18 protein-coding genes are annotated in these 24935 nt (G+C 30.0%); 12 read left to right on the forward strand and 6 right to left on the reverse strand.

Features of this window, described 5'->3' with window-relative positions:
• Window positions 1-891, reverse strand: a complete 891-nt coding sequence (locus tag EOV51_RS09980) for a bestrophin family protein (protein ID WP_128152368.1) — start codon at window positions 889-891, stop codon at window positions 1-3.
• 228 nt (window positions 892-1119) lie between these two features.
• On the opposite strand from EOV51_RS09980, the gene EOV51_RS09985 reads away from it, so the two are divergent.
• From EOV51_RS09985 to EOV51_RS10015, 7 genes are all read left to right on the forward strand, one after another.
• Window positions 1120-2010 (forward strand): Ppx/GppA phosphatase family protein, encoded by an 891-nt coding sequence (locus EOV51_RS09985; protein ID WP_128152370.1) that lies wholly within the window; start codon window positions 1120-1122, stop codon window positions 2008-2010.
• A 123-nt stretch (window positions 2011-2133) separates the two neighbouring features.
• Complete coding sequence (locus EOV51_RS09990) at window positions 2134-8034, forward strand: alpha-2-macroglobulin family protein (protein ID WP_128152372.1); 5901 nt, start codon at window positions 2134-2136, stop codon at window positions 8032-8034.
• Between the two features lie 114 nt (window positions 8035-8148).
• Window positions 8149-10161 (forward strand): DUF3857 domain-containing protein, encoded by a 2013-nt coding sequence (locus EOV51_RS09995; RefSeq protein WP_128152374.1) that lies wholly within the window; start codon window positions 8149-8151, stop codon window positions 10159-10161.
• Window positions 10162-10188: 27 nt separating this feature from the next.
• The gene (locus tag EOV51_RS10000) at window positions 10189-10848 is read left to right on the forward strand and encodes a YiiX/YebB-like N1pC/P60 family cysteine hydrolase (protein WP_128152376.1); all 660 of its coding nucleotides are present in this window, start codon (window positions 10189-10191) and stop codon (window positions 10846-10848) included.
• 63 nt (window positions 10849-10911) lie between these two features.
• Entirely contained in the window at window positions 10912-11262 is a 351-nt protein-coding gene (locus tag EOV51_RS10005; protein WP_128152378.1) for a hypothetical protein, read from the forward strand.
• A 329-nt stretch (window positions 11263-11591) separates the two neighbouring features.
• Window positions 11592-12920 (forward strand): GntP family permease, encoded by a 1329-nt coding sequence (locus EOV51_RS10010; RefSeq protein ID WP_128152380.1) that lies wholly within the window; start codon window positions 11592-11594, stop codon window positions 12918-12920.
• Between the two features lie 12 nt (window positions 12921-12932).
• Complete coding sequence (locus EOV51_RS10015) at window positions 12933-14255, forward strand: glycerate kinase type-2 family protein (protein WP_128152382.1); 1323 nt, start codon at window positions 12933-12935, stop codon at window positions 14253-14255.
• A 105-nt stretch (window positions 14256-14360) separates the two neighbouring features.
• Here the strand turns inward: EOV51_RS10015 and EOV51_RS10020 are convergent, their stop codons facing one another.
• Entirely contained in the window at window positions 14361-15488 is a 1128-nt protein-coding gene (locus tag EOV51_RS10020; protein ID WP_164875283.1) for a TonB family protein, read from the reverse strand.
• 116 nt (window positions 15489-15604) lie between these two features.
• On the opposite strand from EOV51_RS10020, the gene EOV51_RS10025 reads away from it, so the two are divergent.
• The 3 genes from EOV51_RS10025 to EOV51_RS10035 all read left to right on the forward strand — a co-directional run bounded on the left by EOV51_RS10025 (window position 15605) and on the right by EOV51_RS10035 (window position 19029).
• Window positions 15605-16399, forward strand: a complete 795-nt coding sequence (locus EOV51_RS10025; RefSeq protein WP_228427617.1) for a HipA family kinase — start codon at window positions 15605-15607, stop codon at window positions 16397-16399.
• Window positions 16365-16766, forward strand: coding sequence for a DUF3037 domain-containing protein (locus EOV51_RS10030; protein ID WP_128152386.1), 402 nt, complete (start codon window positions 16365-16367; stop codon window positions 16764-16766). Before EOV51_RS10025 ends, EOV51_RS10030 begins: the two co-directional genes overlap by 35 nt.
• A 754-nt stretch (window positions 16767-17520) precedes the next feature.
• Window positions 17521-19029: a YARHG domain-containing protein gene (locus EOV51_RS10035; RefSeq protein ID WP_128152388.1), complete on the forward strand. Its 1509-nt coding sequence runs from the start codon at window positions 17521-17523 to the stop codon at window positions 19027-19029.
• Window positions 19030-19100: 71 nt separating this feature from the next.
• Here EOV51_RS10035 and EOV51_RS10040 read toward each other — a convergent pair whose 3' ends face one another.
• The gene (locus EOV51_RS10040; protein ID WP_128152391.1) at window positions 19101-19937 is read right to left on the reverse strand and encodes a hypothetical protein; all 837 of its coding nucleotides are present in this window, start codon (window positions 19935-19937) and stop codon (window positions 19101-19103) included.
• 194 nt (window positions 19938-20131) lie between these two features.
• Here EOV51_RS10040 and EOV51_RS10045 point away from each other — a divergent pair, with 194 nt between their 5' ends.
• A complete protein-coding gene (locus EOV51_RS10045; protein ID WP_128152393.1) occupies window positions 20132-20410 on the forward strand; it encodes a DUF4139 domain-containing protein in 279 nt (92 codons plus the stop codon).
• A 17-nt stretch (window positions 20411-20427) separates the two neighbouring features.
• Entirely contained in the window at window positions 20428-21093 is a 666-nt protein-coding gene (locus EOV51_RS10050) for a DUF4139 domain-containing protein (RefSeq protein ID WP_228427776.1), read from the forward strand.
• 519 nt (window positions 21094-21612) lie between these two features.
• Here the strand turns inward: EOV51_RS10050 and EOV51_RS10055 are convergent.
• The 3 genes from EOV51_RS10055 to rpoN all read right to left on the reverse strand — a co-directional run bounded on the left by EOV51_RS10055 (window position 21613) and on the right by rpoN (window position 24876).
• Entirely contained in the window at window positions 21613-22347 is a 735-nt protein-coding gene (locus EOV51_RS10055; RefSeq protein WP_128152397.1) for a tetratricopeptide repeat protein, read from the reverse strand.
• A 58-nt stretch (window positions 22348-22405) separates the two neighbouring features.
• The gene (locus EOV51_RS10060) at window positions 22406-23200 is read right to left on the reverse strand and encodes a thymidylate synthase (protein ID WP_128152399.1); all 795 of its coding nucleotides are present in this window, start codon (window positions 23198-23200) and stop codon (window positions 22406-22408) included.
• A 206-nt stretch (window positions 23201-23406) separates the two neighbouring features.
• On the reverse strand, window positions 23407-24876 hold the full coding sequence (rpoN, locus tag EOV51_RS10065) for an RNA polymerase factor sigma-54 (protein ID WP_128152400.1): 1470 nt from the start codon (window positions 24874-24876) through the stop codon (window positions 23407-23409).
• Between the last annotated feature and the right edge of the window lie 59 nt (window positions 24877-24935).

Raw genomic sequence — 24935 nt, forward strand, 5'->3', positions numbered from 1 at the left:
TCAGAGAATATAAAAATCGTTTTTTGGTTCTGGTTTTTCAGTTTTCCCCTCATTTAATAAATCTTTTATATTCATTTCAATAGTTTGAGCAATGGTGGTTACAGATGTATCACTGGGGCGGTTTTTAAACGGATCCTGAAGATGATAAGCCGTTTTTTCCAACAAAAAGAAAATTGATGAAATAATAATTAACAAAGGTATTTCAAAAATAGCATTAATTTCACCTAAAGAGATAGAAAGTACTATTACGAAAACGTAGATGGCAAAATGTAAAAATTTACGATAGGTGACAGGAAAAACTGTCGAGTTTATTCTTTCAGCTTTACCCATAGAGTCACAAAGACGTACTAAGGTGTTATCCAATTGTTTATGGCTAAAAATATCAGTCTTTTGATTTTCACGTAAACGTTTAATTTCCTGTGCATTTAGTTGGATAATAGCCAATGGTATATTATTGTGTTTATGTAAACGTAAAATATCATCTTCCGAAATATATCTTTTAAGGTTACTCATAGGATCTAATCCACGTAATGTTTGTCCCAAAGAATAGCACCAGGCGATTTGCCTGTAAGCCATTTGATGTACCGCAGGTTCATCTTTCTCTATAAAAGTCTGAAGTTGAATTACCCAGCTACGGGAGTCATTGACAATTGCGCCCCAAACCTTCCGGGCTTCCCACCACCTTTCATAAGACTGACTCATTTTAAATGATAACAGAATAGAAATAGCCGTCCCCAGAAATGCAGGAATTGTTAAAGGCATTTTAGGTAATGATTGAAAAAATGTAATAGTTAAATAGTGAGAAATACAACCCACAATAAATACATAAATAATTTCCATTTTTATCTTACTGACAATATAGGAAAAGGGAATTCTTTTATTTAAAAGCATGAATGATAGATAAGTGTATAATTATAAATAGTTCTTCAGTTGCTAAATACTGTTTGATAAATGAATAAATATTTGTTTATTAGAAAGCGGAACTTATCAAAATAAAATAAAAACATTAATCTATTAAAGTCAATACAAAAAACATACCCATATTATAATTTATGAAAAGAATATATAACTATTCGTTATCTTTGTTTAATATAGTAACAATTAAAATTCAGCCAAGTAATGAATATTTATACCTATGCCGCTATAGATATCGGTTCCAATGCCGTTCGATTGTTAATAAATACAATCTACGAAACACAGGATACGGTAACATTTAATAAAACCAGTTTAGTAAGGGTACCTGTTAGATTGGGAGAAGATGTCTTTACTAATGAAAAAATTTCCGAGAAGACTATAGGCAGGCTATCGGAGGCTATGACGGCTTACAAATTACTGATGAATGTGTATAATGTAGACTGCTATCGAGCGTTTGCTACTTCAGCAATGAGAGAAGCTAAAAATTCAAAAGAAGTTATTGAAGCTGTAAAAGAAAAAAGTGGTATTGAAATAGAAGTGATATCAGGTAAAGAAGAGGCAAAAATCATTTTTAGTTCAGAACTTAAAAATTTTCTAGAGTCCGATCATTTTTATTTATTTGTTGATGTAGGTGGAGGTAGCACAGAAATTTCTTTGCTAAATAAAGGAAAAGTATTAAACAGCCAGTCATTTCCAATAGGTACTGTGCGATTATTGGACGGCAAAATTAGTGAGAATTTTTTACACGAAACCGTAAAACCCTGGGTTACAAAAATTACTGCAGATAAACATGTAGAGTTGATAGGCTCAGGAGGGAATATTAATTATGTATTTAAAAATTCAGGCAAAAAAGAAGGGAAATTTCTTTCTCACTCATATATTCATCAACAATATGAATTATTAAAAAATCTTAGTTACGAGGAAAGAATTGAAACATTTAATATGAAGCCCGACCGTGCAGATGTTATTGTGCCTGCTTTACTCATTTATGATTCAGTGATGAAATATGCACATGCTACCCGGGTACATATTCCCAAAATAGGTGCTGCTGATGGAATGATTAACCTTATGTATAAAAGGAATAAAAATCAATAGTTAAAAAAGCCGGATATATTCCGGCTTTTTTTATAAACATACATTTTATTTATGGAATATTAAAAATTTTTAATCTATAGTAAAAGAGATAAATGTTTAACTTTGATATATAACTGAAATAATATGAAACGTATTCTTTTATTAACACTTTTATTGGTAACACATATTGCTATGTCACAAAAGTTTGATTACGACCAGAAATGGAAAGAAATAAATAAATTATCCCAAAAAGGACAATTTAAATCTTTGCAGCCAAAATTAGATGAAATTTATGTTCAGGCTAAAAAAGATAATAATGTGGTAGAGATGATCAGTTCACTTTCCAAACAATGTGAAATACTATCGGTTACACAAGATAACGAATGGGAAGATCCTTATTATTTAGTTATACAAAAATTAAAAACAGAAATGAACTCTTCATCGGAGTTAGCTAAGGACATCTTAAAATCATTATTGGCAAAAACATATTATAAATACAAGATTAATACACAAGGAAGTAAAGAAAATATAACTGAAGCAGAAACAAAATCTGATGATATAAGTACTTGGAGTCCAAAGCAATTAGAGTTAGAAAGTTTGAGTTTATATAAACAGTCAATTCAAAACAAACAGCTATTGCAAAATCAGAAAACAGAAAATTGGAAGAGATTGCTAACTACGGATCAGGACCTTTACCTGTATCCTACATTATATGATGTTTTAATGAGTCGTTATATAAATGCACTTGGTGAAAACAATCGGGATGCTATATATTACAACTCTGTTTCTAAAAATAACTCTTTAAAAAAAACTCAGCAGGAACTTATTTCTGATTTATTAAAATTTCATCAAAATGATACAGATAAATCTGCCTATTTAAATTTTAAAAGAATAGAAATAACAGAATTATCCGGCTCTGATAGAACTTTAGAACAAAAAGCCAATGATTTAATTGAACTGGCTAAATTATATTCTGCTGAAGAATATTCATCTTATTTGTATTATTCAGCAGCTCAATTATTTGAGGGTTCAGATAAAAAGAAAGCATTGAAAATATGCAGTAATATAAATCTATCCCATAAAAACCGTTGGAATACTAATTGCAAAAGTCTTCAGGAAAGCATTACTAGAAAGGCAGTAAACCTGACCTTAGATCCTGAATTGTTACCTGATGAATATATTCCGCTTAAGGTCGGAGCTACTAACGTTAGTAAAATTTACTATAGAATACGTAAAGCTGATTTGAAAGAGTATGAAAATAAGAAAGAAGATGATTGGGTAATTGAAAATAATGGGATTTTTTCTTATACAGGCAATAAACAAATTCGAGAAGGAGTATGGGAGTTACAAACATTTGATGATTATGAATCCCATTCAACGGTTGTTAAGCTAGATGGATTGCCTCAAGGAAATTATGAGCTTGAATATTCGTTCTATCCGGATTTTACAAAAAAAGATAAAAATGACGTAGATCCGGAAAAAATATACTTTATGGTAAACGACTGGACCATGGTGAGATTAAATGAAATATCGGAATCTCTGTTCCAGCTGCTGAATCGGAAAACAGGAAAACCTTTATCAAATTTATCTGTTTCCATTTATAGCTTGGAAAATTCTCAAAAACTTGTAAAATCCGAAAATGTAAAAACCGATACAGATGGATTTTTTACACTGAAAGCTCAAAATTATAACAACAGATATCTATTGAATCCGGAATCCGGTTCTTTTATTGAAATTAATTCAGGTTATTACGGATGGAGAAGTAAATCAGATGAAGATGAAAAAACCATCACTAAAAAAAGTACTATTTTTACCGATAGAGCAATCTATCGGCCAGGGCAAAAAATATACTTTAAAGCTATTTTATATAACCAGAAAAAAGAACAATCTCTTATAGCTAGCAATAGACAAGTTACCATATCCTTACATAATGTAAACTCTGAAAAAGTAGCATCGTTGCAGTTGGTCTCTAATGAGTACGGGAGTGTTTTTGGGGAGTTTATCATACCCGAAGGTGGTATTACAGGTAATTATTTTCTAGAATCCGATTATGGCTTTAATACACAAAATATATCAGTTGAAGAGTATAAAAGACCTAAATTTCAAGTAACTATAGAGCCGTTGGCAGGAGAATATACTTTGGATAATAAGGTAAGAATCGAGGGTAAGGCTCTTTCATTTGCCGGAGTTCCTATTTCAGGATCTAAAGTAGTATATAGAATTGAACGAGAAGAAATTTTCCCATATTTCAGAGGCTATTATATCCCTAATCGTTCTCAACCGGAAACTATAGAACAAGGAGAAACAGAAACTGATGACAAAGGAAATTTTAAAATTTCATTTTTAGCAAAATCCAAGGAATTAAAAAAAGCGAAGGAGTACAGAACTTATACCTATATTCTTTATGCGGATGTAACTGATGTTAACGGAGAAACGCATACGGGAGAATCAAGAGTTACAATAGGAGATTTACCTAAAAAATTAGTTCTTACCCTTCCGGAAGTATCACTACAAAAAGATTTTACTAGTATTGGTATAAGCTCTATGAATCTAAACGGGGGGAAATCTCCTGCTCAGGGAAAAGTTACTGTAACCAGACTACTGACACCCTCAAAAATTATTTTGCCGAATAAAGTAGATTTTGTTCCTGATTATCAGCTATATGATCCTAATTTGTTTAATCAGTATTTCCCTCATTTACCTTATTCCAAAGAAGAACAAAATCCTCAATTCTGGAAAAAAGACAAATCAGTAGTCTATAATTTCGATACCCATCAATCAGATTCAATCAAATTATCAGGTTCGCTGGCTCATGGTTTTTATTTAGTGCAAGCTTATACTATGTTCGGACAGGACTCAATTAAGACTCAAAAAGTTATTGAAATCCGGGAAAATAATACTTTAAAATCTGCAAACAATATATTTTATTCAGTATTACCATCCAAGCCTGGTTTTAAAGTGGGAGAAAAAATTGAAATCAATTTTATTTCCAATCTGAAAGAAGCAACAGCTGTACTTCATTTAGAGAGCGGAAGACAATGGATTTTACACAAAGTGATTCCTATTAAAAATGGTAAAGCAACCTATACACTTATAGCAGAAAAGGAGTTAATAACAAATGGATTATTTGCATATTCCTATTTGATTGGTGAAAATGGTTATAAAGCCTCTGCATTTCAGATAAATGTAACAGAAGAACCCAAAGATCTGAAAATTTCAACTAAAGTTTTCAGAGATAAAATAAGACCGGGAGAAAAAGAAACCTGGGAGCTTACAATAAGTGGAAAAGATAAAGATAAGATTACAGCTGAAGTTCTTGCAACTCTTTATGATGCATCATTAGATCAGTTTAAATCTAACTCATTTACATTTTCCCCTTGGTCCTATAATGTGTATGGAATTTTATACCATAATAATAGAGTAATCGGATATAATCCGGTATACTCAAGTTTATCCCAGCAGGTGGCCTATCGTAGCTATAAATATCCTCAAAAAACGGATTTAAAAGATATATCCATAGTTTTTGGAAACGCTATGAATGGTTTAGAGCTTGTAAGAATGTCGGCAAGTCCTGTTTCATCTAAAATTATGACAACTGACGATGTTGGCATGGCACCTCTGGCTGAACAATCGGAAAATCAGGAATATTTAGAAGCTAATCTTGATGTTTCAAATACCGGGAGAAAAAATTTAAAACAAAATGAACTTGAAACGATAAAAGCGAGAACAAATTTAGGAGAAACGGCTTTCTTTTTCCCTAATTTATATACGGATAAAAATGGTGAAGTCAAGTTTACTTTTACTTCACCAGAAGCTCTTACTCAATGGAAACTACTAATTTTAGCACACACTCAGGATCTATATTCGGGAACGGCCCAGTTTTATACACAAACCCAAAAAGAGTTAATGGTAGTTCCAAACGTCCCTCGTTTTTTAAGAGAAGGAGATGAACTAATAATAAGTACAAAAATCAATAACTTGGCGGATAAAATCTTAAACGGGCATGCTCAATTGTTTTTATTTGATGCCGTAGCCAACAAACCAGTTGATACAGAATTTTTTAATCAGCAATCTCAGCAGCCATTTAGTTTAAAGTCTTCCGACAATACTGAAGTAAGTTGGAAGATTAAAGTTCCCGCAGATATTCCGGCTGTTATTTATCGAATTGTAGCTACATCAGGAAACTATTCTGATGGAGAAGAAAGTGTTTTGCCTGTGTTGACCAATCGAATGCTGGTTACCGAAACACTTCCTATATATATCAAAGAAAATCAGAAAAAAGAATTTAAGTTTGACAAATTATTGGATAATAAATCCAATACATTACAAAACTTTAATTTAAGTATGGAAATGACAACTAACCCTCTTTGGCTGGCTGTTTTCTCACTTCCATACCTGAGAGAATATCCATACGAATGTTCAGAGCAGTTATTCAGCAGATTGTATGGAAATATCCTCTCTACCTATATTATAAACTCTTCACCAAAAATTAAAAAAGTATTTGATAATTGGAACTTACAAGGTGTAAATCTATCAAATCTGGAAAAAAATCAGGAGTTGAAAAATATTCTTTTGGAGGAAACACCTTGGGTACGTAATGCTGAAGATGAAACAGAACAAAGAAAGAGAATTGCTTTATTATTTGATCTAAATAAAATGTCACAGGAAAATACACAAGCTCAGGATAAACTGATAAGACGTCAGAATACCGATGGAGGCTTTGCCTGGTTTGAAGGAGGAAATTCCAGTTCATATATCACAGAAACTATAATTTTAGGTTTTGGACAGTTAAAAAATATGTTAGGAAACCAATCGTCAGAATATCTGAATGGTAATCTTCAGAATATAATACAAAAAGCAATTCAGTATACAGATAGTCAAACCATAGAATACATAAAAAAACAGAAGAAAAATAAAAATAAGATTGATGGTAAAGACTTAATGCACTATTATTATGTAAGAAGTTTTTGGAAAGACCAATATAAATTACCTGTTGAAATATCAAAATATCTAAGTGATATCCATAAAGATATTTCTGTTTATTTTACTAACTATGATCTGCAAAACAAAGCAATGACTGCAATAGTACTAAACAGATACGGTTATAAAAACTCTGCCCAGATCGTACTTAAAAATCTTAAAGAAACTTCTGTAGAAGCCGATGAAATGGGAATGTACTGGAAAAATAATGTTCCGGGATGGCATTGGTATCAGACACCGGTCGAATCGCAGACAAAAGTAATAGAAGCTTTTTCAGAAATAACTCCTCAGGACATTAAATCGGTGGAAGAAATGAAAGTATGGCTATTGAAAAACCGTCAGACTCACTCATGGAATTCAACAAAAGCAACGACTAATGCAGTATATGCCTTGATGAATTTTGGAAAAGACTGCTCTAATGCAGAAGAAGGAGTAAACGTTTTTGTAGGAAACACCCAATTTGTACCATCTAAGGATACTTCAGCCGAACAAGCATCCGGATACATCAAAAAATCATGGAATGCAGATCAGATAAATTCAGAAATGGGATTGGTAAAAATAGAAAAAACTTCTCCGGGAGTAGCTTGGGGAGGATTATATTGGCAATATTTTGAAAATTTGGATAAAATAACTCAGGCAGATTCCAATATAAAAATGCAGAAGCAATTATTTTTAAAAGTAAATACAGATAATGGTCAGCAGCTAAAAGAAATTTCAGATAAACAATCAATTAAAGTTGGAGATTTAGTCACAGTTAAATTGATTATCAAGGTTGACAGAGATATACAGTATATTCACATTAAAGATATGAGAGCTTCAGGATTTGAGCCAGTAAACGTACTTTCCGGATATAAATTTCAGAATGGAGCCGGGTATTATGAAAGTACCAGAGATGCAGCAACTAACTTTTTCTTTGAATATCTAAGAAAAGGAACCTATGTTTTTGAATATGATGTACGCGCCAATAATAAAGGAGAATTTTCTAATGGAATTACTCAGTTACAATCTATGTATGCTCCAGAAATGTCTGCTCATAGTAAAGGTATACGTATTGACATTCAATAGACTAATACAATAAAATAAAAAATGCCTGAATTTTCAGGCATTTTTTATTAAAAACTAAACAAAACTTCAATAATTCAGAGATTTATACTTATTTTGCAATATAAATAATAAACTATGGAACCTTCAATAGGAAATGAAAATTACAAAATAGGAAAACCATCACTATGGGCCAGACAATTTACGGATGATGAAATCAAGTCTTTTGTAGTTGATAGTGAATTTTCAAGAAAATGGTTAAATGAAGGTAGAGATTTTTGCTATCTTCTGGATAAAGTTGTTTATGCCAGTCAAGAAGAAGTTTCCGAATATTGTTGTGTTATATATACCTTAAACGAATCAGCAAATTTAGATAAAGCTTCGATTTATGAAGTTAATCTTGATGAAAATGAGGAATATGTAATACATCGCATAAGTGTTATCAGAGAGGGACAATTAATAGATAAAATACCCGATCTTAAAATCAAAGAGTTTGACGACGAAAATAATAGTGGAGGTGGAGTAATAAGCAGTGCTAAAAAAATTAATATTACAATTAAAGATTTACGTTTGTATGATGTTTTAATTTTAGAAGACACAAAGCGGAAAATATTAACAGATAAAGATTTTATTAAAAAAGAATTTTTCAGATATATATGGGTAAGTCCGGATTTGTACTGGGCATATGGACAATATAAATTTACTTTTATCAATGAATGTGAAAAAACGGTAGAGGTAAAGAAGAATTATTTCAGAAATAAAGAGAATACTCTGGAATCTAATCAGATAGTAAGCATTAATAAAGGGGAGAAATATGAATTTTATCATACCGATTATCTTAATTCGGTAGATTCAAGCCGGCAGATATTTCCATTTATTGATCTTTCAACCCAAAGCACCTGGCAAGAACTATCCAATTATATCTATCCTTTTTACAAAGAAGTTTATGAAAAAAAGAAATTGGAAGAATATGCTCCGGAGCTGGTTGAGAAATTAAATTTATTAGATAATAAGGATAAACAGCTACAGTTTGCTATAGACTATGTTCAAAATAATATCAATTATATTTTTAATGCAGTTGATATGAACGGTCACAAACCTCAGGAACCGGAAATTACATACTTCACTAAGCAAGGAGATTGCAAGGCTAAGTGCGTTTTGTTAAAAAATATTTTGGATTATCTGGATATAGAATCGTCAGTTATCTTAATAAATTACAATGTAGATTTTTATTTTAGAAATTATTTGCCTTCATTACTTACATTCAATCACGTTATAGTGAAAGTAAATTACAAAGGAGAAGAATATTTTATAGATGCAACAACGAGAGATGAATACGGAACTATTGAAAACCGTGGATTTTTATATTTCAAATATTATTTGGAAATAAATCCTGATCAGGATCTTAAAACCAGGACTTCTCATAAATTTAAAAAATACTGCATTGAAGAAACTGTTGAATTTAAGGTATCCCAAAATAAAGGAAATATAATTATAAATACAAAATATTGGGGTAATAGAGCAAACATGATGCGTAAATATTTTAAAAATACCAATAAAAGAGAAGTTATTGATAGCTGGAATAATTTTTTATTTTATACGCTTAATTATGTTAACGATCGTAAAGGAACAGATCCCCGAAAAATATTCACGACAGCATCCATAGATATTATTAATGATGACAAAGATGCAAACGAATTTAAAATATGCTATCAGTCAGATATAGCTGATCCGTACTATGTAAACAGTAAAAATAACCGGTTTTTAATGTATTTTGATTATAATATAGTTAAAAATCAGGTAAGAGATTATGTTCATGAAGATATACCATTCTGGATAGGTGCAGACTCTGAAAAATATGAAATTTCAATTGAAACAGATGTAAAGATTGATACGAAAGAAAAATACACCATACAGGAAGTAGAAATACACAATAAATACTTGGACTATACCTGCAAAAAAAATATTCGTAAAAATGGCGGAACAGTAACTATAGAATCTAATGTTGTTACAAATTTAGAATTAAAGCCAGATGAATTTGAAAGCTATCGTAAAGATCATGAAACCATAGCAGATAGTAATTTCGGTTTAGGTTTGGATATTGTAAATCAAGGATTTATGAATGGATTATTTTCATTATTCAAAAAATAATCATTCAGCAACAATATAAAATTTAAAATGTACAGATATTTTTTTATTTTATTGTTTATTATTTATGTCAATTCTTTTTCACAAATTAAACCTGATGCATTTTTTGAGCTTCAAAATGGAGATTTAATTTTTCAGGAATCCTGTGATAACGGTATGGGAGAAGCAATTAAGCAAGTAACTCAAGGAATAGATGGGTATAATTTTACACATGTCGGAATGGTATGGATAAACCCTTATTCACATGAAGTTTTTGTTATTGAAGCAACGCATCCAAAAGTTCGTGTTACAGCATTAAAAGATTATTTAGTACCTGAAGAAAAAATAAATTGTCCTCCTAAATCTGTTGTAGGTCGTTTAAAAGAAACGTATCAACCAATTATTCCTCAGGCAATTCAAGAAGCTTTACAACTCGTTGGTAAAGAATACGATGACGCTTTTGATCTCTCAAATGATCAATATTATTGTTCAGAATTAATTTATAAGGTTCTTTATTGGGCAAACAATCATATTGCTGTTTTTCCATTAAATAAAATGACTTTTAAGTCTTCGGAAACCGGTGAATTTAATTCTTTTTGGATATCTCATTTTAAAAATTTGGGAATTCCAGTTCCAGAAGGAGAATGGGGTATAAACCCGGGAGCTATGTCTCAATCCGATGTACTAAACATTGTTTATTTTTATCAATAATAATTTTTTTATCCACAATATATAGTGTTGAAAATTATATCATTTTTTAAAAAATCAGGCAAATTGAACGATGCGAAAATAAATTTTCTACAGCCGTTTATCTGGTGTCTGGTTGGAAATATAAAAGAAAATATTAGAGATAATGAAAAGGGTTCTAAACACTTTTCTTCAGGAACTAGAGTATATTGTTTTCCTGAAAAATGGGGAGATGGATACAAAAAAATTAAAGTTTTAGGTAAACATAGAAAATGTAATAAAAATATTACAATAATTATTCCTGCAAATCATATCACAAATTGGAGACTAAAAAAAGTATACAAACCTTGGGTTATAAAAAGAATGGTAGCTCAAGAAGGATGGTCAAATAGAGATATTGACAAATCTAAAATAAAACAGATGTTGAGCTGGATATGATGAAAATTTTGAAAAATATGCTTTCTTAATAAAGAAATTTGTGTCAATTATATTAGTACAGATAAAATAAATATATTTAATTTTATTAAAGCCTTTTAATAGACAATATGCTGTATTAATTTAATTATATCTTATGTAAAAATAAATTTATTTTCCAACAACGAGTAAAGTTGTAAGTTTTCAAAAAATTATATAAATCAAAAAATCAAATTTCGATAGCTTTCGTATGTGAAAAAATCATACCTCTAAAACAACATAAAACAAAAATAAATAGTATTTTTAAGAAATCATTATGTAATGATTAAAATTCTAACTACAAAAATAAATTTATGAGTTTAATTGCTGTTACATTTGTTGTGCTCTTTAGTTTAATTGCTATTATTTATCTTACTTCAAAGCTTAAATTGAATGCTTTCGTTTCACTTTTTCTGGTATCATTGTTTCTTGCTGTTACGGTATTACCTAATACTGATATTCTCAAAACATTAAAAGACGGCTTTGGAACCACAATGGCGTCCATTGGTTTTTTGATCATATTTGGAGCTATTGTAGCCATAGTTATGGATAAGAGTGGAGGAGCATTAAGTATTGCAAATTACATTTATTCGAAAACAGGAAAAGATAAAGCTCCTGCTGCCATGGGATTAACAGGTTTTATTGCAGGATTGCCTATATTTTGTGATTCAGGATACATTATTTTAAGTGGATTGGCAAAATCATTCAGTGCTAAAACTAAAATATCAATGCCTTTTATAGCTGCAGTTATGGGTTGTTCTCTATTTGCCGTTCATTGTCTGGTACCCACTCATCCCGGAGCATTGGCAGCTTCCGAATCTATGAAAGTAAATATGGGTTATTTTATCCTTGCCGGTATTTTATTTGCAATACCCGGAGCTTTAGTTGCTTATTTCTGGATAAAATTTATGACACAAGGTAAAGGATATAAACCGTATCATGCTGATGAAAATGAAGAAGTTTCAGTAGGTAAACTACCATCTGTTACTTTATCCTTACTTCCGATAGTAATGCCATTAATTTTAATAGCTGTTTCTTCTTTACTGAAAATATTTGAATTTAAAGATCAAAATTTGATTTTAAAGATAGTTCATACATTGGGGCAACCTGTATGGGCATTGCTCATAGGGGTAATTTGCTCGCTGTTCTTATTAAAAAATAAAAAAATAAATGAATTAAATGAAGTGTTTGAATCAGCAATTGAGAAAGCTGGCCCCATTTTAATTATTACGGCAGCAGGAGGAATGTTTGGCTTACTGATAAAAGAAACCGGAATAGGGACCGAGGCTGGAAAAATTTTAGGAGATAAAGGTTTGGGACTTTTAATTCCTTTTATTATAGCCGCTTTTTTAAAAACAGCCCAGGGCTCGTCAACCGTTGCAATAATCACAGCCGCATCTTTTGTAGAACCTATGCTGGTATCCTTAGGATTAAGCTCGGAATTAGGTAGATTATTTGCTACTTTAGCCATGGGGACTGGATCAATGGTAGTGTCCCATGCTAATGATTCATATTTTTGGGTAGTAACTAAATTTTCTGAAATTGATACGGATGTTTCACTAAAAGTATATACATCAGCTACTCTTGTTATGGGAATCACTGTGTTTATTTGTATTTGGCTGGTATCGTTGTGTGTAATTTAAAACTAAGATTTTATGGATTCAAAAACTATAGTAAAAAAAATATTTGATTCAGGAGTTAAAAGTGTTTTACCCGATCATATGCTTACGGACTCCGTAAGGATTAAAAATGAGCGTATGCACATATCGGATTTAACGATTAACCTCTCTGATTTCAAACACATTTATATAATTGGAGCAGGTAAAGCAAGTGCTTTAATGGCTAAAGAAATAGAAAAAAAATTAGGGTCGAGAATATATGCAGAGCATATTATAGTTAAATATGGTCATTCGTGTAATCTTCAATATGGTCAAATAACAGAAGCAGGTCATCCGGTGCCGGATGCAAATGGATTTCAGGCTACTCAGGAAATTGTAAAAATGTTAGATAAGGCTAAGAAAGAAGATTTAATAATCTGTTTATTATCCGGAGGAGGTTCTGCTTTGTTGGCTGATTGTCCCGAAGGAGCATTACCCGAAGATTTAGTAAAACTTAACCAGCTTTTATTGATCAGCGGTGCAGATATACATGAAATGAATGTGGTACGTAAGCATCTTTCTAAGGTAAAAGGCGGTCAGTTAGCCAAAACAGCATTTCCAGCAACTTTAGTAAGTTTAATTTTATCAGATGTAATAGGTGATTCTTTAGACATTATTGCCTCTGGCCCTACTAGTGCTGATCATTCTACTTTTTCAGATGCATGGAAAATTCTTGAAAAATATAATTTGGTACAAGAAATACCTGTTTCCTTGAAAGACTATCTTCAAAAGGGATTGGCAGAAATAGTTGAGGAAACTCCTAAAGAAGGAGATGCTTTATTTCGAAATGTACACAATTTTATTATAGGTAGTAATACACTGGCTTTAAAGGCTGCTTATAAAAAATGTTTAGAACTTGGTCTGGATGCAGAAATTATTACCTCTGAATTACAAGGAGATGCGGAATTAGCAGCTCAGCAAATAGTTAACCAATCATTGGAAATACAAAAGCAACTGCTAAAAGGGGAAAGAAAAGTTTTACTTTATGGAGGAGAAACTACTGTTCAGGTAAAAGGAAAAGGGCTGGGTGGAAGAAATCAGCATCTGGCACTTTGTGCAACCCTATTATTATCTGGTAAAAAAGGAATAACTATTCTTTCTGCAGGTACTGATGGAAATGATGGACCTACTGATGCAGCCGGAGCTATTGTTGATTATTCAACCGTTGAAAATGCAGGTAGAAAAAATGTAAATATAAACTATTATAAAGAGAATTTTGATTCCTATCATTTTTTCAAAGAAGTTGGAGGACAGGTAGTCACTGGCTCCACACTTACTAACGTTATGGATTTGATTGTAGTATTGATAAATGCTCAATAGATTTAGAATCTTAAAGTTCAATTATTTTTTCAAATCTTTTGTGTATAAAGCCCTCTGAAATATTTTCCAGGGGGCTTTTGTATTGAAGTTAAAATAAATTAGTAATTAATAAGTATTAAAACGGATAGGGATTTTATAATGAGTTTGGACAGCTTTGCCATTATCTGTATCGGGTTTCCATTTTTTTATTAGCTTTAAAACTCTTATTACTTCTTCTCCACACCCATCTCCAATATCCCTAATTATCTTAATATTAGAAATAGTTCCGTCCTTCTCAACTACAAACTTGACAAGGACTGTACCCTTAGTTTTTTTTTCAATAGCTTTTATAGGATAATTTAAATTCATTTTTATAAAATTTTGAAAAGCCTTGGTGCCTTCTAAATTTGCAACTCCCGTAAAAACTTTGTTTTTATCATGAATATTAACCATGGGTATTGAACTAGGGATATCTTTGATATTTGTAAATTTACCATCTAACAAAGAAATGATTCCTGTCTCATCATCTAAAGAGGCGTAAGCAGTATCATTATTTTCATTATAAAATATTAGATCGTATTTTGCAGGAACAAACACTTTCCCATCTTTACTGATCAGTCCGTACTTTCCTCCATTTATAAAACGGTATAGATTTTTATTAAAACTATATATATTATCAAATTGAGGATTAATAGAAATAGAACCATTTTCTTTTATTACTCCAAATTTGTTGTTTACAACTATTAGGTAAGAAGTATCATCTAATAATTGAATATTATCATATTTCGCTGAAGCAACAATTTCTCCATTGAGATTTAACAATCCATAAAAATTGTCTTTTTTGGTAATAGCTAATCCATAAGAAGGATTGTAAATTTTATCCAAAAAAGGAGATAAAACCTCCTTTCCATATTTATCTATTAAACCGTATTTTCCTTTTTTAACTACAATAAAAAGAGGACCATTAAAATGTTTAATTTCTTCATATGAAAGAAATGTTTTTTGTTTAGCGGGGAGAACGATAAAGCACCATTTAAATTTCTTTTTTGCTAAAGCAACCTGTTCATCAGCAAAATATTTAATATAATCATACGTAGGAGAAATTATTATTTTATCTTTATGAGTAATAAGTCCGTATTTTCCTTTTTTAGAATTATAATTGATTATAACATCATACTTATCAAAAGTCTTCTTTTGACCATAAGTTATACAGGAAAGCAATAAGGTAAGAAAAAAAGAGTATACTGGTCTCATAAGTAAATTTAATTTATTAGTAAAAATATAAATATAAATCGTTTTATACATTAGTACGCTCTTATAATCTACACATTTATACATAAAAAAGAAAAATGTAATTTTACAATCTCTAAATGAATAGTAAAATGGATGTACGAACAGTAAACGTTAGCAGGTATGTAACACCTTTAAGAGAGGGAGGCTCGTTGCCTGCTTTGGCAGAAGCAGATGATGGTTTTAAATATGTTATAAAATTCAGAGGAGCAGGACATGGCAGCAAAGCCTTAATTGCAGAGCTAATTGGTGGAGAAATTGCCCGGTATTTGGGTTTACGTGTTCCCGAAATTGTTTTTGCCAATCTGGATGAAGCTTTTGGAAGAACAGAGGCAGATGAGGAAATACAAGATTTACTAAAAGCAAGTCGTGGATTAAATCTGGGTTTACATTTCTTATCCGGTGCTCTTACTTATGATCCGGCAGCATTTAAAGTTGACGAGAAACTTGCTTCTGAAATAGTTTGGTTGGATGCTTTTTTAACTAATATAGATAGAACGGTCAAAAATACGAATATGCTGATGTGGCATAAAGAATTATGGCTAATTGATCAAGGAGCAGGTCTATACTTTCATCATTCCTGGATTAACTGGGAAAAACATGCAATAACTTCATTTCCTCAAATTAAAGATCATGTATTACTTCCTTATGCAAGTTGTTTGGAAACAGTAAACGAAAAGTACAAAAAAGCTCTTAGTGAAAATGTTTTTACAGAAATACTCTCCCTTTTACCTGATTCCTGGCTGGATTGGGATGATGAAATTGAGACAAAAGAAGACATAAGAAATACGTATTTACAATTTCTTACAAGTAGATTATCTAATTCAGAAGTATTTATAAATGAAGCAAAAAAATCAAGAAATGCACTTATATGAATATGCGACCATACGTTTTTTACCTTTAGTAGAACGTGAAGAATTTATAAATATTGGTGTAATTTTATTTTCCAAGCAAACAGGGTATATCAGAATTAAATATCAGGTAAACGAAGAAAGAATAAAGAATTTTTCAACTATAGAAAATTTAGACTTAAGCAAAATTTATTCTATGTTGCATGCATTCGAACTAATTAGTCAAGGAAATAGAAAAGGAGGAAAAATTGCTCAGTTATCAGTCCCTGAAAGATTCAGATGGCTAACTTCTGTAAGAAGTACAACAATTCAAACTTCTAGGCCACATCCCGGATTTTCTGAGAATCTGGAAAAAACTCTTGATGTTTTATTTTCAGAATTAGTTTTATAAAAAAATTAAGTCTTATATTTTAATTATAAGACTTAACTTTTCAGGACAACCCTAAGAGTTGACCTTAAACAACAATTTACTCTCGTATTCAAATATAGTCATATTATTTATAAATTTTAATAATAATTTAAGTAAATGCTCAATTAAACTATAAATAGTAAAGACACTTTTTGTTACAAATTATTTATAAAAAAGGCCTTGTTTAAAATAAACAAGACCTAAGGTTTTTAAAGGTTTAAACAGTTATTATTGGAAATAACATAATAATCTAATTTATTTAAATAAGATTACCATAAAGCAAAAATAATAATTTAATTTAAAATAAAAAGAATAATATGATAAAATTTTATTTTTTCTAAATGTAAAGATATAAATTTCAATTATTAATTTGATATTGATATATAATTTGGGTAAATTAAATAATTGTCTATAATATTTTAAATTAAAATATATATTTATAAAACTGATTTTAATTAAAGGAAAATAATAAATTTATTTATTTATTATGATTTATAATAGGTAATTAATTCATAAATAAATGGAAATCAATATAGTAAATTACAATGAAATTTTTTAATAAGAATATGTTTTTATAATTTTAATTTCAAAATTTATTAAGTAATGCAGTCTTAATTGAAGTAATGGTATTGAATGCTTTGAACCTTTTAAGTTTATTAAAAATATTTATCATAGTTGATTAAAATGTAAATCATTTAACTTTTTATGTATTTTTGTATAAAGAAACTTATTTTTTATGAAAAATATAATTTTTGTTTTAATATGTCTGATGCAAATTCATCTTTTTGCACAGGAAAAGAAAGTATATGTAAGAGGTGGTCAGAAAATAGATGTAAGTTTAATTGATGAAAATGTTGGAGACAGCATTCGTATTAATAAAATTTTCCAATTTAAAAATGACACGAAAAGTACTTTTATCAAAATTTTAAATTTAGAAGGTAAAACGTATGCACAAGGAATAAGTGAATATGTAATTCTGGATTTTAACAGTAAAAAAGGAGGGGATCTTCATCGAAAGGTTGAGAACCTGACTAATATAAAAATTGAAAATGGTAAATTTTCATCAGATCAGCTTAAAAAACTTTCCTTTGTATATCTAAAAGAAAAAGAGGTTAATTATGGAAAATCTAAACCTCCTATTAAAATAATGATGTGTTCTACAGGTAAAAACAATGTAACCACATGTAGAATTAATGATGATGATGTGGATATAACTCCGGAGGAGTTTGCCGGGAAATATCCACAGACAGCTTTTATTCGTTTAGGGTATGATGACTTAAAAGATAAAAAACCGAAAGAATTGAGTTTAATGAGAAAGGAAATTTTAGCTAGGTATGGATATCGTTTTTCAGAAGAATCGGATGCTAAATATTTTTTTAGTCAGAACTGGTATGAACCTATAGTGGATAATAAGCTTATAGAGCTTAATGATTTAGAAAAAGATAACATGAGTATGATTTCTCTTTTTGAGGGGAATTTTCAGTATAAAAATCTGAATAAAAGTTCTTATGGGCATATTTTTCCTATTGAGACTTCCAGCCAGACATTGTACGATGCAAGCTCACTGAAAAGTGTTAAATATATGAAACAAGATTCAGTAGTAGGAAGTAAATGTACTTTTACCGAATACAATAAAAAAGGGATTGCAATAGCCAAACAGAACTGTATGATTAATGAATATCAGTATGTCAATTATTTTAAAAACGAAATGGTTGTGCAGAATATAGATCAGTTAAATGATACCTTTTTTTATTATCAGGAAAACGGCCTGCCATATAAAACGGTAAAGCTTGATTATAAGGTTGGTACAACTGAAGAATGCCTTTATACGTATGATTCTGAAGATAATGTGATTAAAAAAGAAGTTTATCAAAACAATGATTACAATAGCACGGTATATTATGATTATGATTCAGAAGGGAACTTAGTAAAAGAATATTTTAAGGATGAAAAAGGTAATGAGCAGATGCCGATTGAATATTTTTATGATTCAGATAATGTCAACATCGGTTTTTTACGTAATAATGATATAGAATGTGAATATTCCTTTAATGATCAAAAAGATATTATTACTGAAACTCAATGTTTTAAAAAGGTTAACGGAGAAAAGTTATTAAGAAGTAAAACAATAAGGAATGTATTGGAAACTTTACGCGGTAAACAAAGAAAAGTTATTTCTTTCAAGCTTTCAGAGGTAGAAAATAATAGATATGGTTATTCTGTGACTGAAATAAAATATTACTAAATATAAGGTATATAGAATATCTGTTAAAATGAAATAAAAGCAGGATTACTTAATGTAATCCTGCTTTTTGTTTAGCGTACCTGGCTAATAGTAAAAAAGGTACTTGTAGATGAATTTTTTAGTAAGTTAATGGTTACAGTGGATTGTAGTGCAAAGAAAATTTTATCTCCCTGTTCAAGCCTGACTAATGTTTTTGTTTGTCTGGTAGGAGGAGAAACATCCACATTTAAAGTTAACAAACTTATATTTATGCTTTGATATGTATTTTCTGCTAAAAGAGTAAGAACGTTATTTTTATCAATTTTAAAAATTCCTACCCCTATGCTTTGCGCACTTAATAGTGTATTTAATTCGTATTGTACATAAATATCATAAATACCATCCATAGGAGCAGTAAAACAATAACTTTCGGAATCTGGAGAATTGGTGCTGTTATAGTCGTTATTATTATCCAGGTCGACAAAGTCAAAAGCTATTTTTTTCCAGTTTGGAAATAGGTTTAATGATCCAGATAAAATGGCTGTTTTTGTATTTCCTCTTCCTCTTACGTAGCTCAGACCCTTTTCCGAATTAATTTTAGCATCAATCAGATTATTTATATGATTAGTTATATCAACACTTTTTTTTACAATATTAATTATTGTACTGTCACTCTGTCTCAATACTTTATAGCTATATTGAGCACTGACGAGGCCATTTTCACCCATAACCATTATTTTGGTATACGTAGGTTCGGAGCTTTTAAATCTGGAATTTTCAGATGTGGGGGATGAATAATCCCTTATACGGATTCTTCCGTTAATATCCAGCATAACACCAGGAGTGATAGAGTCTGTGTTAATTCCTACCTGGCAGTACAGAATAGTTGTAAACACCAAAAAGGTGCTTACGAATAAAGTTTTTTTCATGTTAATTTATTTTACTAATTGAATGCTTAAATATATTAATTTTTTATTATAATATAAAGTAAAAATATTTTATTACTGATATAAAAATATCTTATAATAAATAGTTAAGAGATAATTAAAAAAAATAAAAATAAGTTTTTTCAGCTATAAATAAAAAATTTATTATCTAACTATTATCATCAAAAGCTTAAAATGTGTCGGTTGGTATTAAATATTTTACAAGCAATACTTCTTGGTATCCAATGTATGATTTGGAGATTAATGAAACCAATAAGCCAATAAATTTGGTTTATAAAGCAGTAGTTGCTCAAAAAACCGGAATTGAATGGGATAATGTTAAACTTACTTTTTCAAGTGGGAATCCTGATTTATACAATCAAGCACCAGTTCTTAAAGCCTGGATACTAAAATATGTAGACAGTGAATATTTAAAATCTTTACAAAGGGCTTTTAAAGATCAGGTTATGAAGTAAAAACAATTCAATCTATAATAGGTGAGACGAATTTAAAAAACGAAGAATACAATATAAATACAAGTATAAATGAAAACCAATTAAATATCTCTTTTGATGCCGATATCCCATATACTATAGCGTCTAATGGGAAACCATATAACATTTGTTTGGCGGAAAACTCAATGCCTGCTACATACAAATACTATGCAGTTCCAAAATTAGATTCAGAAGTATATTTAATGGCAGAAGTCAGTCAGCATTCCAACTATTACTTTTTAAAAGGAGAAGCTAATATTACGATTAATGGAGATTATGTTGGGAAAACTATTATTGATCCCAATCAGATTTCAGATGTATTGCATCTGAGCATTGGGAAAGATAAAAGAGTCAATGTTAAAAGAGAAAAGGTTAAAGAATTAACATCAACCAAACTATTTTCCTCGTATAATGAGAGTGTATTTACTTATGATATTTCAGTTCGTAACAATAAAAATACTGAAATAGCAGTACAACTAAAAGATCAATATCCACTAAGTAGTTCTAATGATATTACTATTGATTTGTTAAAAACAGATCATGCTAATGACAATAAAGAATTGGGGGTACTGACATGGATACTTAATCTGAAACCCAATGAAACTAAAAAAGTAAGAGTTAGTTATAAAATAAAATATCACAAAGATAAAGTGTTAAACTTGTAAGTAAAATTTAAAAAGTCAATAAATAATTAAATTTATTGACTTTATTTATGAGAAATAATAAGTTAGTTTTAATAATTAATATTCTTTATTATTTTTTAATGTTAACTTATTATTTGAACGTATTCGATTTAAATAAGTCTTTTTAAATTAAACTTACCAAAATGCAATTTAATTCATAATTAATATTTTCTAGTCTAAGGTTAAACTTAATTAATATTAAGCTTATCTAATAAATTAAGAAAATATTAACACTGCTAAATTACACAAATTAATGATATAATAAAAAAAAAATATAGAAATCTTTTAAAATTTAATTTTTATTTGTCTATATAATTACGTATACTGGAAAAGATACAATTTTTTATTAACTAATATATATTGTATAAAAAAATATATAACTACAATATTTATAATATAAACAGGATTTTAAATGTTTTTAAATTAAAGTAAAATTAAGTTAATGTTTATGATGTATGTAACGAAGTCGTCTTTTTTCTATTTTTTTTAATAGTTTATTAACTATCTAATACAAGTCTTCTCTAATATGTTTATAAACTCAGAATCTAAAAATTTTTGCTTGCTTTTTTTATACTCATCGTAAAATTTAAGAGATTGAGTACAATCTTCTTTTATATAATACGCCATAGTTAATTTGCTTAAGGTAAAAGAATTGTTAGGATTTATCTGGTAAGAACGATTGAGGTAGTCCAGAGCGGAATCTACGTAAAGAAATGAATTCTCCCTTTGTTTCTGACTAAGTGGAAAATCGGAAATAAGAAAATACTGATGAATTAAACAGTCTGCATAGTTAGCCAATAAATCCGGATGTTCAGAATTAATATGTAAACCTGCCAGAAACTCATTTTTAGCTTTTTCAATATTTTTAACCTTCAAAAAAACTGCACCATAACCCAGATATATATTTGAATTGAGAGAATCTAATAGGTAGCCTTGATTAAATCTGTACATGGCAGTTTTTAAATCATCTTTAGATAACTGTTCAAAACCGAGTTGTATATAATAATCAGAAGCTAAGTTACGGTTCCCTTTAAAAGCATCAATTTCCATAACCTCTTTGATAAATTCCCAATCAATATTTTTTTGGTCGTTATTCTTTTTAATATTACCATATTTGGGAAGTAAACGTACATCCGTTTTCGCAATTTCGTCCCAATCGTCCAAAGATACTACTTGCCCTTTAGTTAACAACGATGCAAATAAAAAGACAAAGAATAGATAAAAAAAATTGGGCATAGTATGAAATTATAAGGTTTTTTAATTAATCATTACAAAGTTCTCAAAGTTACTTAAGTTATACAGCAACCTCTCCTTTAATGTGCGGATGAGGATCATACCCTTCAATTGAAAAATCTTCATAGCTAAACTTGAATATATTTGTAATTTCCGGATTAATTTTTAAAACAGGTAATGTTTTAGGCTCTCGGGTTAACTGTAATTTTACCTGTTCTATATGATTTTTATATATATGCACATCTCCAAAAGTGTGTATAAATTCTCCAGGTTTCAGATTACATACCTGTGCGACCATATGTAAAAGCAAAGCATAGGAAGCGATATTGAATGGTACACCCAGAAAAACATCGGCACTTCTTTGATATAGTTGTAAAGACAATTTACCGTCGGCTACATAAAACTGAAATAAAGCATGACACGGAGCCAATGCCATTGAGGGTATATCTGCTACGTTCCAGGCAGAAACAATAATTCTTCTGGAATCAGGATTGGTATTGATCTGATTTATAATTTCTGATATTTGATCAATATGAGCTCCTCCTGGAGTGCCCCAGCTTCTCCATTGGTGACCATATACCGGTCCCAAATCACCATTTGAATCGGCCCATTCATCCCATATTTTAACTTTATGTTCGTTTAAATAAGCAATATTTGTATCCCCTTTTAAAAACCAGAGTAATTCGTATATTATGGAGCGAAGATGTAATTTTTTAGTGGTTACTAAGGGGAAGCCATCCTGTAGGTCAAATCTCATTTGATAACCAAAGGTACTAATAGTACCTGTTCCGGTGCGATCTTCTTTATCAGTGCCATTTTGCAGGATATAATTTAATAAATTTTGATAAGCTTTCATACGATTATTTCTTCGACAATGCAAAGTTATAGTATTTTGTTTGAAAATATAATTCTCTTGATGAATATATTTGTTTATAAGAGATATGTATTTTTAAATAATCTGAATACTGGATTATTTTAATTATAAAATAAAACCGGTAAATGAAATATTTACCGGTTACTATCTTTTGGAAATAAAGCAAAATATAAATTTGCAAAAAAGACTTAAATTTTTTTACGTAGCCTGGCTACAGGTATGTTTAATTGATCTCTGTATTTGGCTATAGTCCTGCGGGCAATATTGTAACCTTTATCATTTAAGATCTTCATTAAATTATCATCAGTTAAAGGTTTTTTTGGATCTTCATTTTCAATTACTTCCTGAAGAATTGTTTTAATTTCTCGGGTTGAAACTTCATCACCATCTGAATTGGTCAAGCTTTCTGAAAATAGATCTTTTATAAGTAATGTTCCGTAAGGAGTATTCACATATTTACTATTGGCTACACGGGAAATAGTTGATATATCTAAGCCAGTAATTTCAGCTATATCTTTTAGAATCATAGGTTTAATTTGTTCCTCATCGCCGGATAAAAAATAATCTTTTTGATAATCCATGATAGATTTCATTGTGATGTAAAGAGTTTGCTGGCGTTGTTTAACTGCATCTATAAACCACTTGGCAGAATCCAGTTTTTGTTTTACAAACATAACAGCATCTTTCTGTTCACGAGATTTATTTTCCGTATTTTTATAGGTGTCAAGCATTTCGGAATATTCTCTGGATACTTTCAGCTCCGGAGCATTTCTTCCGTTTAAAGTAAGATCAAGTTTACCATTAACAATTTTGATAGTAAAATCCGGAATAATTTGTTCCGTATTTTTTGAATTATTAGTAAATGCTTTACCCGGCTTAGGATTTAATCTTTCAATTTCATAAACAGCTTCTTTAAGTTTTTCCTCGGATATGGAAAATTTTTGTTGAATTTTGTTATAATGTTTTTTGGTAAAAGCATCGAACATTTCATCAATTATTTTATAAGCCAGTTCAGAAGCTTCCGTTTTATTTCTGGTTTTTAGCTGGAGTAAAAGGCATTCCTGCAAATCTCTTGCACCTACACCGGTGGGATCTAATTTTTGAATGTAACCAGTGAGCAAGTGAGTCACTGTATTTACGTCTGTATAAATTCCCTGAGTAAAAGCTAAATCATCAACTATAGAGGGTATTTCTCGACGAAGATATCCGTCATCATCCAAATTTCCTATAATAAAATCGGCTATTTCGCTTTCTTCCTCATTAAGTCGGAAAGTATGTAACTGATTACTTAAATGTTCATGAAACGACTCATATTGCGCAAAAGGAAGTTCTCTTTCTTCATCGTCATCAGAATAATTATTAGACTGTGTTCTATAGTTAGGAATTTCGTCATCACTTAAATATTCATCAATATTAATATCAGAGGCATCTATGATTTCATTATCGTTGGAATCATCGTAGTCACTTGAAGTTTCATAAGGATCAGCAGAATCATAATAATCTTCATGGGAGTTGTCTTCCAATGCAGGATTCTCTTCAATTTCCTGTTTAACTGCTTCCTCAAAAGCCAGCGTAGGAAGCTGAACTAACTTCATTAGCTGAATCTGCTGGGGAGAAAGTTTTAATAATTGTTTGAGCCTTAAATCCTGTTTTAGCATAAATTTTATCTTTTATATAGATGTTTTAGATGATTCAAATTTACACTAATTAATTATAA

This window comes from Apibacter raozihei (assembly GCF_004014855.1).
Taxonomy (GTDB): domain Bacteria; phylum Bacteroidota; class Bacteroidia; order Flavobacteriales; family Weeksellaceae; genus Apibacter; species Apibacter raozihei.

Coding starts and splice junctions, on each gene's coding strand:
- EOV51_RS09980 (WP_128152368.1), bottom strand. CDS start 891: ATGCTTTTAAATAAAAGAATTCCCTTTTCCTATATTGTCAGTAAGATA.
- EOV51_RS09985 (WP_128152370.1), top strand. CDS start 1,120: ATGAATATTTATACCTATGCCGCTATAGATATCGGTTCCAATGCCGTT.
- EOV51_RS09990 (WP_128152372.1), top strand. CDS start 2,134: ATGAAACGTATTCTTTTATTAACACTTTTATTGGTAACACATATTGCT.
- EOV51_RS09995 (WP_128152374.1), top strand. CDS start 8,149: ATGGAACCTTCAATAGGAAATGAAAATTACAAAATAGGAAAACCATCA.
- EOV51_RS10000 (WP_128152376.1), top strand. CDS start 10,189: ATGTACAGATATTTTTTTATTTTATTGTTTATTATTTATGTCAATTCT.
- EOV51_RS10010 (WP_128152380.1), top strand. CDS start 11,592: ATGAGTTTAATTGCTGTTACATTTGTTGTGCTCTTTAGTTTAATTGCT.
- EOV51_RS10015 (WP_128152382.1), top strand. CDS start 12,933: ATGGATTCAAAAACTATAGTAAAAAAAATATTTGATTCAGGAGTTAAA.
- EOV51_RS10020 (WP_164875283.1), bottom strand. CDS start 15,488: ATGAGACCAGTATACTCTTTTTTTCTTACCTTATTGCTTTCCTGTATA.
- EOV51_RS10025 (WP_228427617.1), top strand. CDS start 15,605: ATGAATAGTAAAATGGATGTACGAACAGTAAACGTTAGCAGGTATGTA.
- EOV51_RS10030 (WP_128152386.1), top strand. CDS start 16,365: ATGAAGCAAAAAAATCAAGAAATGCACTTATATGAATATGCGACCATA.
- EOV51_RS10035 (WP_128152388.1), top strand. CDS start 17,521: ATGAAAAATATAATTTTTGTTTTAATATGTCTGATGCAAATTCATCTT.
- EOV51_RS10040 (WP_128152391.1), bottom strand. CDS start 19,937: ATGAAAAAAACTTTATTCGTAAGCACCTTTTTGGTGTTTACAACTATT.
- EOV51_RS10055 (WP_128152397.1), bottom strand. CDS start 22,347: ATGCCCAATTTTTTTTATCTATTCTTTGTCTTTTTATTTGCATCGTTG.
- EOV51_RS10060 (WP_128152399.1), bottom strand. CDS start 23,200: ATGAAAGCTTATCAAAATTTATTAAATTATATCCTGCAAAATGGCACT.
- rpoN (WP_128152400.1), bottom strand. CDS start 24,876: ATGCTAAAACAGGATTTAAGGCTCAAACAATTATTAAAACTTTCTCCC.